The following is a 15,921-nucleotide window of genomic DNA, read 5'->3' as shown; positions in this document are numbered from 1 at the left end:
TTTCCCTCTCCTCTCCGTTATGTTTAAAGTAATTTTGCGTCATCTTTAAGCAGGGAGATCAATTCTTTCACTTGATCATCAATCTCGCCTTCCAGAACACGTCCTGCTTCTTTTTCAGGGGGCAGAAATACTTCAATTGTTTCAGTTTTTGCTTCGACATCATCTTCATCAAGATCCAAATCATCAATTTCCAGTTCTTCCAACGGTTTTTTCTTTGCTTTCATGATTCCCGGAAGTGATGGATATCTAGGCTCGTTCAGACCTTGCTGGCAAGTTACGAGTAACGGTAGGCTTGTTTCGATTTTCTCGACATCACCTTCAACGTCTTTATCGATCTTAGCTGTATCGCCATCAATCTCAAGGGCAGTAATCGTTGTAACATAATTAATGCCTAAAGCTTCTGCAAGTCTTGGCCCGACTTGTCCGCTTGCTTCATCAATTGCGACGTTGCCGCCCAGAATAAGATCAGCTTCTTTATCTTCAAAATAAATCTGCAAAATCTTGGCTGTCGAATATTGATCGCCGTCTTCCAAATCATCTTCAGTGTTGATTAAAACAGCTTTATCTGCTCCCATTGCAAGTCCGGTTCGCAACTGCTTTTCAGCTTCTTCATCACCGACCGTGACAATGGTTACTTCGCCGCCGAGTTCATCCCGCTGTTTGATGGCTTCTTCTACGGAATATTCATCATATGGGTTAATAATGTATTCGGCACTTTCATCTTCTATTCGTCCATCAGATACAACGATTTTCTCTTCAGTATCGAAGGTTCTTTTCAACAATACGTATATATCCATATTTTTCATCCTTTATACCTATAAAATTAATTAAGGTTGCTTATTTCTTCTTTTGTCCCGCTAACAAGTTTTCAAAAAATTCATCATTATGCTCACCTAATGCTGGTCCTTCGACATAAGTTGGGTTAAAATCAGAAATTTTTATTGGCGTGCCTAGCATTCTTATATCCCCAAAAGTTTTACTATCAACGTCTACTATCATATCTCGCTCGCTAACCAAATGTTGAGATAAAGCCTCTTCAACAGTATTAACTGGAGCTATAGGTACTTTTCCTTCGAGTCTATCAAGCCAATAGTCAGTTTGATATTTAATAAAAATGTCATTCAGTATTTTAATTAATTCATCTTTATTATCAAACCGTGCTTGGAAATCCTTGAATTTATCATTTTTAGGTAAATCTGGTCTATCTATTTCATCAGACAGAATGTTGAAAAACTTCTCTTTATTACACATTACAATCATATAACCGTCCTTGGTCGGAAACAACTGCGAAGGTACTAGTGTGGGATGAGCAGAAAACGAATTTCGTTTGGGCTCATAACCTTTATTGAGATGCCATATTGCCAGATAATTTAAGACAGATAATGAAGTGTCAAACAGACTAACATCTACATCACTTCCTTTGGCCTTATTCTGTGCCTGAGATATACCAATCATTAACCCCAGTGCTGCCATCATACCGGTTGAAAAGTCAACGATTGACAATCCGAATTTTGATGGCGGTCCGTCAGGCTCCCCAGTCAAGGACATATGCCCATTCATCGCTTGTAATAGATAATCATAAGCAGGTTTTTTTTTCATGGATCCAGATGTCCCAAATCCTGTTAAAGAACAGGTAACTATCTTGGGATTAATACCTTTTAATTGTTTATAATTTATTCCAAGCTTATCTGGTACATCTCCTCGAAGATTGTTAAAAACTGCATCCGAATTTTCAACTAATGAGTGAAAAAGTTCTTTGCCTTCTTTTGATTTCATATCCAGGGAAATACTCTTCTTATTTCTATTAAGTGATTGAAAGAATAAACTATCCTGATCCTCTGCGTAAGGGATTACAGTCCGTGACACATCTCCGCCAGTGTTTGGATCTTCAATTTTTATCACTTCTGCTCCCATATCAGCTAATAAAGAAGTAGCAAACGGACCAGCACCATATTGTTCTACAGACAGTATTCTTGTACCCTCTAATGGTTTCATACTTTTTCCTCCCTACCTTTGGTATGTGTGTATGGACGGCTGGTAAATTCTTTTTTAGGTATTAATAGTTTTCTTTTATAACTCATTACGTCTTCTTCTCTTTGATTACTCACAAAGGTTTCCACTTGGACAATTCCCCGGTCATTCTTACTTTTTGATTCTCTTTTATCTAAAATATTTGTACGACAATATAAAGTGTCACCGTGAAAGGTTGGGTTTAAATGTTTAATATTTTCATATTCCAACATAGCAATGGCAGCTCCACTTATATCATTAACTGTCATCCCTACTGCAATAGAAAAGACTAAGGTGCCATTCACAAGGTTTTGTTCAAATTGAGTTTGTGACGCATAGTGAGCATCTATATGAAGAGGATGCTGATTTAATGCTAATAAACTAGAAATCATATCATCAGCATCGGTAATAGTTCTTCCCGGCCAATGATAAATTGTATCTCCCACATCAAAGTCCTCAAATGCTCTTCCAAATGGAGTATGAATTTCCGCCATTATTAAATTCCTCCTAATTTTGTTAGATTTTGTATTTCTCAGTTAACCCTTTACTGATAACAATTTTCTGAATTTCATTAGTGCCTTCACCAATTAACATCAAAGGAGAATCACGATAATATCTCTCAATATTGAACTCTTTAGTATAGCCGTAACCTCCATGTATCCTCATTGCCTCACTTGATAACTCAAAACCAGCCTCTGTTGCAAACAACTTCGCCATCCCAGCTTCAAGATCGCTTCTCTCTCCCTCTTGAAGCTTAGTTGCTGCGTTCATTGTCAGCAGTCTTGCTGCCTCCAGTTTAGTTCCCATTTCACCCAGTTTCAGTTGTATTGCTTGGTGTTCAGCAATCGGTTTTCCGAATGTCTTTCGTTCTTGGGCATAACGAATAGCATCTTCAAAAGCTGCCCTAGCTAGACCAAGTCCTCGAGCAGCAACGTTAACACGCCCCAATTCAAGCCCCCCCAAGACTTGCTTAAATCCTTTGCCTTCTTCTCCTCCAATCAACTGGTTCGAAGAAACCTTAAAATTTTCAAATACAATTTCGCTAGTTTTCACACCTTTATAACCTAATTTCTCTATATCTTTTTGAACGATAAAACCACTCTCACCTTTTTGAATGAGAAATAGACTAATGCCCTTATACCTCGGTTTAATTTTAGTATCAGTTTTTGTAGCAAGGATGAATGTATTTCCATAACGTGCATTAGTAATCCACATTTTGCTCCCATTAACAATATAGTGCTCTCCATTTTTTTCTGCTTTGGTGGAGATATTCTGCACATCTGTCCCAGCTTCAGCTTCCGATAGTGCCAATCCGCCACGACATTCCCCTGTGGCAAATTTGGGCAAAAAAGAGTTCTTCTGTTCTTCTGTTCCATATTTCTCTACTATATATGCCATTATCAAATGGCTGTTTAAAATCCCTGCCACACTCATCCAGTGTCTAGTTATCTCTTCTATAACTAAACTGTAAGTAACAAAATCGATGCCAATCCCATCATATTCCTCGGGAATTGTGAAACCAAAGAACCCAAGTTCTTTCATTTTCTCTACAATTTCATGTGGATATTCATCCTTCTGTTCTAACTCCCTAGCCACCGGATCAATTTCCTTCTTACAAAAATCCTTGACCATATCCAAGACTTGAGTTTGCTCATCAGTTGGAGTAAATAATGCCATTTTATTGCCTCCTTATAATAAATTTCCTAATTCTTTTATTCCTTTTAGGTTTTCCAGATCTCTTACCTTATCGATGATAGCTGTTTGTTGTTTTTCACTATAGATCGGGGAAGTAACATATCGAAACTTATTTATAATTTCATCCCAAGATAATGGATTTTCCGGATCCCCCTTTGGATAATCAATTTTTTTCTCAAATAAACCTTTTTTGGAATCAATAACCACTCGAGCAGGCCATTTAGTTGGAAAATATTCTTCTAAGTCCTCATCTCTCACACAAGTTACCTTATCCATCATTGAGATAACATTTGAATCCCTTATTACTGTCTCATCATACTGCTCAAGAAGAGTGTTTCTATAAATCGTAGCTACTGCTGCTCCAAAATGCATACTGAATTGAGCATCAACAGAAGATTTAGGACGACGTTTCTCTGCTGCTGGCTCTGCAACAATAGGTAGGGCGGTGCCCACTAGATAAACGTTTATTTGGTTTATATCTGATGGAACCAAGTTGTTTTCTTTTACAATATCAAGTATCAAATCCAAGGGGCCTTGTTTGTACCTACAACAAGCATGTGGCTTAATACTAGTTTTAAGGATAGCGTTTTCATTCATATCAAAGCTATTATCTAATTGAGTTAAATCGTAATTATCAGAATGTGCCTGCGCAAAACCACTATTACCTTCTATTATCGTATCAGGTCCTGTAAACCCTTCTGCCGCCAATTGGGCAGCAATTATTCCACTTTGCGCTGCCCATCCTGGATGCAACCTTTTTGTCCATGCTCCTGTTTGTAAAAATTCCATTGATGAAGATGTTTGGCTGCCAGCAATGCCAATAGCATTATATGTCTTCTCAGTCGATAAATTTAAAAGTTTTGAACTTGTTACCGATGCAGCAAAAGTACCCATCAGACCAGTTGGATGAAAACCTTTCTTATATACTTCTGAAGGATTAAGTGCAACACCCAATCTGCTCATTAGCTCATATCCAATCAACGAAGCAACTATAAAGTCTTTCCCACTTCTATTAGCTTCCTCGCCTACAGCAAAAGCCGCCGGAAAAACACTTACTGCAGGATGAAGAGATGACTCATTAATTACATCATCCAATTCTAAACTATGGGCTGCTGCACCATTTGCAAGGGCTGCATACTGAGGTAAGGATGATAATTCTTTATTTCCAATAATTGTGCCGTCTCCATCACCTCCAAATTTTTCTATGAATGTCTGTAATGGTTTACTTGATGTGAACAAACTTCCTCTACTAGCTAATCCAATGAAATCTAGTGTTAAATATTTCACACGATCAACAACCTCTTCACTTAATTTTCCATAACTTAAATTTAAAAATGACAACTTTGGTGAAGCAGTTTCCAACTTTTGCATATGTTCATCTCCTTTTAATATTTAGTTATTAATACCTTGCAATTATCATGCCAATTTTTCATAAGCTTAAATCGGCTATTATTCCAAATAAAATAAGCAAAGTTTTTAAATCATTGATGATAGATGTTTCAAAATTGTTTCATTTGAATAATTTTGAAACAAGATTAAATTAAAATTTTATGCCTCTCCGCTATGTAGTGTGGGAATAGAAGGTAGTTTAGGAGGTTTTAAACGGAGTGATAGCATTTTATGCGTGAGCCAATATCCCTTGATACTGGCGGCTTGGCTCGTGAATCATGCCCGCAGAGACTCCGTGTCATACCGACTACCATTCTATCTTTTGAGTTTGCACCCAACACTAAATAGCGAGGAGCCAATTTTATCTCGTTTTCAATTGAATAAACTGAACAAAAGTTAAGTAATATATTTATTGTATATCTCTGGTTTCCTTTCACTTAACCAATTGACTCGGTCTTTAGACAATTTACTAGATTCCAAATCAATCTCGCTTGTTAAGTATGTCCATATATCATCGCTTAATTCATTTATCACATCCCCAAAGGGGTCTATAATACAACTGGCGCCAAAATGATTTCTAACTGTCGGTTCATCTTTCATGCTCTCTTCTCCGCTTTTATTGACACCTAAGACATAAACATTGTTCTCCATAGCCCTAATTCTTAATTCCTGAACAAACAAATCTTTCCTAAACCCAAAAGTAGCTGTTGGAATCACCACCAGGTCTACTCCTTGGGAACTTAAAGATCTCCAAGCTTCAGGGAAAGAGCGATCAAAGCAAATTAGAATACCTATTTTAAAACCATTATCAAGTGTAAATACCGGGAACTCATCTCCTCCACTTCCAAACTGTTCAAAGTAAAACTTCTCATCCGTAGTTAAACTCTTTGATATCACTTTAGGTAAATGAACTTTACGATATTTTCCTATCAGTCCTTTAGTAGGCGAACAAACAAAAGCTGAGTTATAGTAATTAGAATTTTCTACTTTAGGCTCTTCCTCGAATAATGTTCCAATAACATGTGTATTATATGTTAAAGAAAGATTCATACATTTTTGAACTGTTTCACCTTCCATTGTTTCCGAAAATTCTTTAAAAAAGTTTTCGTTTCTTTTGGTAGCAAAATAAGGTGTTGTCATTAATTCAGAAAATACAATAAGATTAGGAGATTCTTTAACCATTACTTCTTCAAAAATTTTTTCGATTTTGTACCAATTTCTTTTACTATCTCCAGGATAGGGTCCCATTTGTATCCCACATACTTTCATTTTATTTTCCATCACATCCTACCTCCAATCGTTCTATTACCACCTCGGACGGTATCAAATCTCCGTAACGATTTTTAATATCAAAAAGGTTGGCGTGGTGTGGCTCTGTTCCTTGATCGCCAACACAATCCTCGACAACAATTGTCCGAAAGCCATATGAGAATGAATCAACAACTGTTGCCCGAACACAACCACTTGTTGTACATCCGCAAACCAATAAAGTATCTATATTTTTACTTGTTAATAAGCTGATCAAATCTGTATTAAAAAAAGCTGAGGGCATCTTTTTTGTTAAGACTATTTCACTCTCTTCATTTCTTACCCGATCATCCAGTTCTGCCCATTTTGAGTTCGTTTTAATTAGAGATAAATTGTTGACTTTATTTATCCACAGCCCCATATCTTGCTTATCGTCCCTGTACGCCACTTTGGTATGAATAACAGGGATATTTAAATTTCTTACCTTACCCAGTAAAAGTTTTGTATTATCAACTGCCTCTGTTATTGCTTCACTTCCTCCTAATGGCGATTCGGAAGAAGTAAAAGCTTTTTGAAAATCAATTATTAATAAAGCAGGGCTACCCCCAATACCAATTTCACCTGAACCATAACCAGCCGCTTTGTAAGTTGAAAGTGTTCGTTCTTCCATTTTTATTTCCTCCCTTGTTTAAATTCATTAATAAAAGATTGTAAATAATACAAAGCCAAGAAGAAAAATCCAATTGGAACCGATAAAAAGACGAATGACATAGGCAATCTTAAAGGTGAATGCGAAGTTATACCAGTTCTTATTAAATGGTCAATATATTCAACACCTGCATACAAAATGAACCCTGCATAAAATATACCTACTAAAAAGACTAATATATTACTAAATTTTCCAACCCCCTTATTAAACTTCCTCGTGAATAGATCTAAGGCTACATGATACCCCTTTTTACCACTTGCACCCAAAGTTAATAAAACTGCCCATACAAGCGAAAAAACCACCAATTCTGTTGAGATAGCAAAGGATGTTGAAAAAAACTGCCTACTTATAGCCTCAATAAGCATCCAAGTAGCGGAAACAAAAAATAACCCTATTCCAAATGTAGTTACTAATTTATCTTGAATAAAATTTAATATTTTCATTATATTCCCACCTCGTAATTTAGGAATTTAAAAGGAAGAGGAACAGCCCTGTTAGGCTAATCCCCCTCATTTAATTCCTTAAATTTCCTCATCGCTTCTGGATGCCTCTCTTCAAATTTTTTGCGAACTTCTTCTGTTTGCTCTTTCCATTTATCTAATTTACTTTCTGATACACGGTTCACCTCTCCAAAATCATTTGTAATCTCTTCGAGGTGCTGTTTATCAAGTTCTATCGATTCTTTCCATTGGTCTACAATTAATTCGTCAATTGTCTCCTGAATAATGCTTTGTAAGTCTTCGGGAAGATTCTCGAACCAGGCTTTATCAGTAGCTATTGAATAAGTGAATATTTGCATCTCAGGTACAACAAATCCATGACTTGCAGCAGAACCTACAACATTCGCCCATCCGTCAGGGGAGGTATTTACACCATCTATCACTCCTTGAGAAAGTGAGGTAGTAATTTCAGTAGCCGGCATTGATGTTGCAGTCGCCCCAAAAGCCCCGAGCATATCGTTAGCCACATGACCTCCAACAGAACGTATTTTCATCCCCGAGAGATCGGACATTTTGCTAATCTCTTGGTTAGACAAAATTATGCCTTCTGCAGTTCTCATCAGCCCTAATACTTTAATTCCATTATCTTCTACAAACGAATCTAGTAAGTTTGTTAAGTCCTTTCTGTACTGTGGATCGTTAAGCATAATTTCATCCTTTAAAGCAAAAGGAAGATTCACGACCCCATACTCCTCTGCTAACGTTTCCAAATGAACACTAACTGGCCATACCATGTGCACACTTCCAGTACCTAAATTCTGCACAGCTTCCGCATCAGTATATAACTGCCCTGAAGGATGTATAGTAACATCTAACCTACCATCACTTCTTTCTTCGACTAAATCCTTAAACTGTTTCATGTAATCATGTTTAAAAAAAGACTCCGGTAATTCATGAGTCATTATAATCTCATGTGTTTCCTTCTCGCTACCGCTTGTTTCTGCATTACACCCCACTACAAACATCACTGTTATTAAACAGACACCTAGTAAACTAATTTTTGTTTTCATAAATATCCTCCCTCAATATCCTTTAATCAGCTCCAAAGTAATCCTTAAATTTTATCTAATTACTATAAACTTAATTCATAAAATCCCCCATTTCTTTATATATAATTCAATTTACCTCAACAGCATTAAACTTAATTGAGGAAAATATGTAACTAAAATTAAAGAAACTATCAGAACAAGATAGTAAGGGCCCACCCCTTTTGCAACTTCCTCAATCGGAATCTTTGTCAAACCACTCATAACAAATAAATTAAGCCCCACAGGAGGTGTAACCGTTGCCACCTCGATATTTAAGGTTAATACTACCGCAAAATGTATAGGATCTATCCCTGCAGCAGTAGCTATAGGAAAAAGTAATGGACTAACTAAAACAATGACTGAAATACCATCCAGGAACATACCCAATAGAAGTAGGAACACATTAACTATGAGAAGGAATTTCCAACCGTCAATTCCCGAATTTGCTATATAACTTATCAATTCTTGAGTTAATCCTAAACTTTGTAACATAAACGCCGTTAGTGCTCCCCCAATTACAATTAGATATATCATTCCAGATTGGAGGAGAGCTCCCTTAAACATCGACCATACACCCATCATATTTGTTTTTCTTAATAAAATAACTAATAAGAGTGCGTAGAATACAGCTACCGCTGCAGCCTCAGTAGGAGTAAACATTCCTGAGTAAATGCCGCCGAGTATCACTACAGGAAGTAATAACATACCCGTGGAAGATTTAAATTTCTTCCCTATTATTTTCGGTGTAACTTTCACAGTATTAAAATTTGATTCCCAGTTATTCTTCCTACTGATCCACCATGTTACCAAAATAAGCATGACTCCTTGTAACACACCTGGAACAATTCCTGCAGTAAATAAATCGATAACTGGGATCCCCATCATACTCCCAATTAAGATAAAACTGAGACTTGGAGGTATCAATAGACCTATAGTACCTCCAGTAGCCACGAGTCCAGCAATGAATCTTTTAGGGTATCCCTTTTCACCTAACAAATTCACAACATTTTTCCCTAAGGCAGAAGTAGAAGCGACACTAGAACCTGAAATAGATGCAAAGAAAACGCTTACAATCATTGCAGCCATAGCCGTTCCGCCATGTATTTTCCGTAACAGAATATCAGCTAGATCCAATAACCTCTTAGCTAAATCACCTTTCATGACGATATCGCCTACTAGTATGAAGAATGGGATAGCAGCTAAGGCATAATTATTAACTGACGCAAAGGTTTGTTGAGAAATTACATTCAGATTAGTATCTTCAAAGATAATTAGAATTGTTAATGCACTTGCTCCTAAAGCAACTCCTATATGTGTACCAAATATTAATAAAATCAATAATATAATTAAGTAAAGAGTAATTTCCATTTATATCACCTTTCTTTTCCATTAAATAGTCAAATTCTTTGTGTTTCCATCGAGCTTCATCCAAAAAATCAATATTCCAATAAGGAACATAAAAAATGAGCAAATCAGCCACATCACTTCATAGTTCCCAGTTCGATCAATAATCCAGCCAGATATAGGGGTTCCTATTACGGCTCCTATATAAACCGAGGCCAACCCTACACCGCTAGCTAGACCTATTTGTTCTTTCCTAACTACTTCGGACACCAATAAAACAAAAATTCCATTCCATCCTTGTGTAGTAACACCTAATAAGAAGGACACTCCTGCAATTATTGGAAAAAACATGTTATCAGTGATCATGGTAAAAATAAGCAATAAAATACCAGATACTATTCCAATTATCCCCAGTATCCCCCCTCTTTTTCTACTGAAATATCTATCACTTATTGCTCCCCAAATTGATCTACCAACAGCACCACCTAATTGCAATAAGGCTAAACATAGCAAAGCGTACACTGTAGTTTTATTTGTGGTATCAAGTAAATACAGAACTAAATAAGTCATTACACTTAATTGAACCCAAATAAAGAAAACGATTATTATAATAATTTTTAACATATTTTTATTTTTTACCACTTCCAATAATCCTTTAATTAAGCCAGTTTTTCTGTATTCAATATTACTCTCCTCCAAAATTTTAAAATGAAAAGTACATAAAATGAACAATAGAAGGGAAAGAACCAAGAGACTACTTCTCCAACCAATGTAAGTTGCTATTAGGGGGAGAGCCAAAGTCCCTAAAATACTCCCTAATGATACACCAGTCTGTTTAAGACCCATTGCGGTTCCACGATTAGATAATTCAAAGTGTTCCATAATACCTTTATTAGTTCCAGGCGTGATCCCTCCATAACCACAGCCGAGTAAGAAGAGCAATGTTAATATGTAGACAAAACTAGTTGTTAAATAAAACAGTGCAGTAACTGTCGCTAAAAAAAAGCAAAAGGCAAATAATGATTTTTTTGTCCCAAATTTATCCGTTATAAGCCCTGAAGGAATAGCAATAATTGAGGCGCCCAAAAACACCGAGGAAGTCATCCAACCTACCTGAGTATTTGACAATGAAAACTCACTTTCCATAAATGGAATTAAGGGCACATACCCATAATATGCTAAGGCAGTAAAAGTTTGGATCATTATAAGCCAAATAAGATATTTATTCCAGAGCGTTCCTTGACTGCCCATTTCTTTGTCTTTGACCTGCATAAAGATCCTCCATATAAATTGTTTAGTTATATAGAGGCAAAAATCATGCCAATATTACATTGATTAAAAAGATAAAAATCTTCAGTTAATGAGGGGCTCAGCTAAACTGAAGATTTTTATCAACATAAATTTATGTTTCGAAGCGTTTCAACACTGTTACAAATTTAAACAACATCTTCAATTTAAAATCAATTGATTACTTCCTCCAAATTATATTGCTTTATTTTTCTCCATAATGTTGTGCGAGAAACTCCTAGCCTTTCCGCAGCTCTATTTTTATTACCGGACGTTTGAAACAAAACATTGTTTATTTTTATTTTTTCTAACTCAGAATCTGTTAAGTTACCCTCACTTTCTGTTGAAAAGAAGGGTGTATTTAAGGAAGATAATGCATCTTGTCGTCTTTTTTCTTCCAAGAACTCATACAAAATATCATTAAAGGTTTCTACAAGATTTAAAGATATATTTGTAGTCGTCCGTAAAGCTGTAAAACGCTGCACAAAATTATCTAATTCTCTTATATTTCCTGGCCAGGTGTGAAATAAAATTGAGTCTCTTGTACTGCTAATTAAATATTCTGCTTCAGACATAGTAAATCCATATTTCTTCAACAAGTGACTCAGGATATCAATAATATCCTCTTTTCTTTCCCTTAGAGGAGGTATGTTTAATTGCAATACATTAACACGATAATAAAGATCTGATCTGAATTTGTTTTCTTGAATTAAGCTGACTAATGATTTATTAGTAGCGGTGATAACCCTTACATTTAAAGGAATAATATTATTACCTCCCAGTCTAATCACTTCTTTTTCCTGCAATACCCTTAAAAGTACTGTTTGAATGTCAAATGGCAATTCTCCAATCTCATCAAGAAATATAGTACCATTCTGAGCTAATTCAAAATAGCCTGGTTTACCTCCCTTTTTTGTACCAGTAAAAGCACCTTCTTCATACCCGAACAATTCACTCTCTAGTATATTTTGAGGTATTGCAGAGCAATTCACTGGCAGAAAAGGCTTAGAATTCCTAGAACTTTTTTGGTGAATGCTGTGTGCTAATAGTTCCTTTCCGGTACCGGATTCCCCCGAAATAAGAACTGGTGCATCGGAAGTAGCGTATTGTTTTGATTTAAGAATTACTTTTTTCATTTTTTGTGATTTGTAAATAATATTTTCAAATTTATATTTAGATTTTAGTGAATTTAATTGTTTTATATCTCCAGACTTTCCATAGATCATCTTTTCTTGAATATATATTATGTAGCCTTCAATTTTAGAGTTTATAATAATTGGATCTACTGTTATGGTATTTTGCTTTTGCCGAAAAGTTTGAGATGAAGTAATTTGGGAGATTGATGGAAGGTCAATATAATTTTTAAATTCCTCTCCTATTATTTCATAATTATGAGCCTTTCCTAAAAAAGTCAGTGCCGAAGTATTAGTTTCCATAATTACTTCATCCTTGTCCACCATGAAAACTGGACCTGTTGTATTTGTGAATATAGATTTTTTTATTTTTGCATAACTAATCATCTTGTGCTTAGTTGAAGCAAGTTGGTAAGCTTTAATAAACTCCATCTTTAAATATTCAGTAGAATAAATAAGAACTTCGTTCATACCTAAATCCCTTGCTATTTGACACACTGAGCTTGTCCCTATAACAGTATAGTATCCCTTACTTTTATATTCACGAAGTTGATTAGTGGCATCGTCTAAGTTTTTAAAACCAAGTTGAATTAAATTTACATCTAATATTCTTACATATTCTTTCAATTCATGGGTTTTATTAGCATAAGTCATCAATATGATATTTTGGCCAAAATTGCTTGCTTTTACCAATGACTGGACCAAATCTGCTTCAATTATCTCTAAAGGGTAAAAAGAAACATGGTAAGTTAGTTCTTTTAACTCATTGTGTATAAATTCCAAATGAGCACCACTAGTAATTACTAAATCATACTTCATTATTGAATCAGTATCGATGTAATTATTTAACTCACCAAACTCCACTTCTATTATGTCTAGGTTAAAAGGAAGATTTACCATTTTTTTTGCATCATAAACTAAACTAGAGAAGTTTTGATGAGTGATAACCAATATATTGACAGACATATACAAATTCCCCCTTATATATAATTATTTTTCTATGCGCAAGTCTTACCTTTTAGAGTTTCACCCCCTTAAGATGTTTAAGAATCTAATATGTTATTATAAATTAGTTTAATAAAATAACAAATTTTGCGCAATATTAATTTTATTAAACAATTTAAAATATTGAAATTAAGGCTAAAATTTGTAAAAATAGACATAGACACACTACTCAGGTGAAGGCTCCAATTACCAATGAAATGTCTTGGTTTCAATTTACAAATATACAAGTCGTACTTAATAGATGAAAATGAAAATATAAATATCCAATCTTGAATTGAGACATTAGCTGTGAATAAAGTGAATGATTATTATTTATATCAAATACTCAAAAAATAATAAGGAGGTTTTATAATTTGAGTACTTATCTTTTTGTCCCTGGTGACAATAATAAAAAAATCATAAAGGCGTTAGAAAGTAATGCAGGAGCAGTGATTATTGATTTGGAAGATGGTGTAAACCCGGAACAAAAAACAAAAGCAAGAGATATTATTCTAGAAATAGAAAAAGAATATCCTATATTACTTTCTGACAAAAAGTTGTGGATTCGAGTTAATCCCGAAAACACACCTTGGCACGAGGATGACTTATCCATAATCAAACAAATGTCTAGTATAAATGGAATAATGCTTCCTAAATGTGAAAAAGTTGAAACTATTCAAGCTGTTGCAAAGAAGTTATCTGTGAAGGAGGTTATACCGTTAATTGAATCAGCATCTGGAGTATTAAAAACAAAAGAACTTATTGAGTCACATCAATTGGTTAAAAAAGTAGCGTTTGGATCTGTTGATTTTGCATATGATATTGCAGCAGAATGGACCCTCTCTGGAATAGAGCGAAGATATGCTATGTCCCAAATAGTATTACTCTCAAGAGCTGCAAATGGTGAACCACCGATTGATGCCGTTTTCCCTAGAGTCGATGAAAAAGAATCATTTAAAAAGGATGCCTTTTTCGGGAAACAAATAGGGTTTTTCGGTAAATTAGTAATTCATCCTAAACAAACTGCTTGGGTAAAGGAAATTTATACTCCAACTAAAGAAGAGATTGAGTGGTATAAAAGTATCGTTTCCACTTACGAGAACGCTAATAACAAAGGTGCTATCGCACTGAATGGAAAGTTAATTGATTTACCAGTCTATTTATTGGCCAAAAGATATTTAGAAAACCACGGATAGTAAATATAAATCTTATCCCCCATTTGTTTTAAAATAAAATGGGGGTTTTTTAATAACGCAACTTTCGCAGACTGAAATGATTACAGCCATCAAAATGTACCACAAAATTTTACTTTTTCCTCATCATCTCACTAGCGTTGCATTAATATAGGTTGAATATTCAGTAATTAATTTAACTCTATTTTCCGCCAAAAAGACAAACCTTAATGAAAAAGTGGCGCTGTCCATTTGGTAAAATTATACATTTATTCCAGGAGAGACAGCGACAACAACTCTAATTATGGTATGCCGCTAATGCGACGAAGCCAGTGACGGCAGTTCTTCCACAGTTTCGCTTTTAATAAACGGCTAATCTGCAATATGGTGTTCCTGGATTCTGTTTCCAGTTGCATGAGCACATGCAGGCAATAAACGATCAGCGCTAAAAAGATCTGGTTCATCACAGCTGTTTCACTATGGCCATAAAAATGTTTGATTTTAACGTGCTGTTTCAACCATTTGAAAAATAATTGTCGGGTAAAGAACTGGCGCGGTGTCTTATTGTGATCCGTCTCCAGCTCCTCCCCATAAGAACTGCTCGTGAGGTTTTCCCTCAAGCAGCTCACCCCGTAATCTTCATCAAAAGGGTTATGAGACCTATCGAATAGTAGACACTTTCATTGGTATCTTTCAACATTTCCAAGCGGGCGGACTTTCCAGTCCCAATATAGCCCCAGTATGCCATAGAGGTACCCATTACTCCATCTCTGCCATCCGATGCTACGCTTTTTCCTTCGTTTTCTTCTTGTAAGCAAGGTTCTAATTTTCATCTCTGTGTAGTCACGTATTTCACTGAATGCACGACTCGAGTTTCCAACACGGAAGTAGTTGACCCAACCGGTAAGAATTCGGTTGATTTGCTTGACGATATCCTCCGCCGGTTTTGCGCCTCCGTTTTGGATGACTTCTCGAATTTTTGCTTTCAGCATCGTACGCGCTTTCTTTCTTGGTGTCATCATGATGAAATGCCCTGTTCTTTTTCGGTTTGGAACTCGTCTTAGGTCAAAACCTAGAAAGGCAAATGATTCGCCTTTGAGGACATTAACCATCCGAGTTTTCTCCAAGTTAAGTTCCACTCCCAAAGGTTCGAGATTTTCCCAGAGCCGCTGAAGGGCTAAATCTGCCCATCCCCGTTTGCTGGAGTGGCCGCTCACGGTAATCACTATATCATCGGCAAACCGATGATAGTTTACCGCCTCATAGTTGCCTTCCGATGTTTTAAGCCGGATTGCATCAAATGCCCAGTCGACCTCATTCAGATAGATATTTGCAGCTAGTGGAGAAAATGGTCCCCCTTATGCAAAGTATTCCGTTATGCAAAGTAAACTTCAAAATGCCTATGGATAAAGGACTATTCTT

The 15,921-nt window shown here is 35.8% G+C and carries 13 protein-coding genes and 2 pseudogenes; 1 reads left to right on the top strand and 14 read right to left on the bottom strand.

Going from position 1 to position 15,921, the window contains the following annotated elements; translation table 11 throughout:
- Positions 1-23: 23 nt before the first annotated feature.
- The 12 genes from ON01_RS05870 to ON01_RS05815 form a co-directional block, all read right to left on the bottom strand.
- A complete protein-coding gene (locus ON01_RS05870) occupies positions 24-797 on the bottom strand; it encodes an electron transfer flavoprotein subunit beta/FixA family protein (protein WP_010530080.1) in 774 nt (257 codons plus the stop codon).
- Positions 798-837: 40 nt separating this feature from the next.
- Positions 838-1,995, bottom strand: a complete 1,158-nt coding sequence (locus ON01_RS05865) for a CaiB/BaiF CoA transferase family protein (protein WP_010530079.1) — start codon at positions 1,993-1,995, stop codon at positions 838-840.
- Entirely contained in the window at positions 1,992-2,504 is a 513-nt protein-coding gene (locus ON01_RS05860; RefSeq protein WP_010530078.1) for a MaoC family dehydratase, read from the bottom strand. Before ON01_RS05860 ends, ON01_RS05865 begins: the two co-directional genes overlap by 4 nt.
- A gap of 22 nt (positions 2,505-2,526) precedes the next feature.
- The gene (locus tag ON01_RS05855) at positions 2,527-3,687 is read right to left on the bottom strand and encodes an acyl-CoA dehydrogenase family protein (protein WP_010530077.1); all 1,161 of its coding nucleotides are present in this window, start codon (positions 3,685-3,687) and stop codon (positions 2,527-2,529) included.
- A 12-nt stretch (positions 3,688-3,699) separates the two neighbouring features.
- Entirely contained in the window at positions 3,700-5,076 is a 1,377-nt protein-coding gene (locus ON01_RS05850; protein WP_010530076.1) for an MmgE/PrpD family protein, read from the bottom strand.
- 414 nt (positions 5,077-5,490) lie between these two features.
- Complete coding sequence (locus ON01_RS05845; protein WP_010530075.1) at positions 5,491-6,375, bottom strand: carbon-nitrogen hydrolase family protein; 885 nt, start codon at positions 6,373-6,375, stop codon at positions 5,491-5,493.
- Positions 6,365-7,012, bottom strand: coding sequence for an isochorismatase family protein (locus ON01_RS05840; protein WP_010530074.1), 648 nt, complete (start codon positions 7,010-7,012; stop codon positions 6,365-6,367). Before ON01_RS05840 ends, ON01_RS05845 begins: the two co-directional genes overlap by 11 nt.
- Before the next feature lie 2 nt (positions 7,013-7,014).
- Complete coding sequence (locus tag ON01_RS05835; RefSeq protein WP_010530073.1) at positions 7,015-7,494, bottom strand: TRAP transporter small permease; 480 nt, start codon at positions 7,492-7,494, stop codon at positions 7,015-7,017.
- Positions 7,495-7,550: 56 nt separating this feature from the next.
- Positions 7,551-8,561, bottom strand: coding sequence for a TRAP transporter substrate-binding protein (locus tag ON01_RS05830; protein ID WP_010530072.1), 1,011 nt, complete (start codon positions 8,559-8,561; stop codon positions 7,551-7,553).
- Positions 8,562-8,672: 111 nt separating this feature from the next.
- Entirely contained in the window at positions 8,673-9,947 is a 1,275-nt protein-coding gene (locus ON01_RS05825; protein ID WP_010530071.1) for a TRAP transporter large permease, read from the bottom strand.
- A 21-nt stretch (positions 9,948-9,968) separates the two neighbouring features.
- Positions 9,969-11,195: an MFS transporter gene (locus ON01_RS05820; RefSeq protein ID WP_010530070.1), complete on the bottom strand. Its 1,227-nt coding sequence runs from the start codon at positions 11,193-11,195 to the stop codon at positions 9,969-9,971.
- Between the two features lie 188 nt (positions 11,196-11,383).
- Positions 11,384-13,309, bottom strand: coding sequence for a sigma 54-interacting transcriptional regulator (locus tag ON01_RS05815; protein ID WP_010530069.1), 1,926 nt, complete (start codon positions 13,307-13,309; stop codon positions 11,384-11,386).
- A 392-nt stretch (positions 13,310-13,701) separates the two neighbouring features.
- Here ON01_RS05815 and ON01_RS05810 point away from each other — a divergent pair, with 392 nt between their 5' ends.
- Positions 13,702-14,523, top strand: coding sequence for an HpcH/HpaI aldolase/citrate lyase family protein (locus ON01_RS05810; RefSeq protein WP_010530068.1), 822 nt, complete (start codon positions 13,702-13,704; stop codon positions 14,521-14,523).
- A gap of 278 nt (positions 14,524-14,801) precedes the next feature.
- Here the strand turns inward: ON01_RS05810 and ON01_RS05805 are convergent.
- Together ON01_RS05805 and ON01_RS05800 are read right to left on the bottom strand one after the other, a co-directional pair.
- Positions 14,802-15,035, bottom strand: a pseudogene (locus ON01_RS05805) (IS4 family transposase); the annotation flags it as partial.
- 144 nt (positions 15,036-15,179) lie between these two features.
- Positions 15,180-15,857, bottom strand: a pseudogene (locus tag ON01_RS05800) (group II intron maturase-specific domain-containing protein); the annotation flags it as partial.
- Positions 15,858-15,921 lie beyond the last annotated feature (64 nt).

The sequence above is a fragment of the Lentibacillus jeotgali genome, assembly GCF_000224785.1.
GTDB lineage: Bacteria > Bacillota > Bacilli > Bacillales > Amphibacillaceae > Lentibacillus > Lentibacillus jeotgali.
This window is presented reverse-complemented; position numbering and strand designations above follow the sequence as displayed.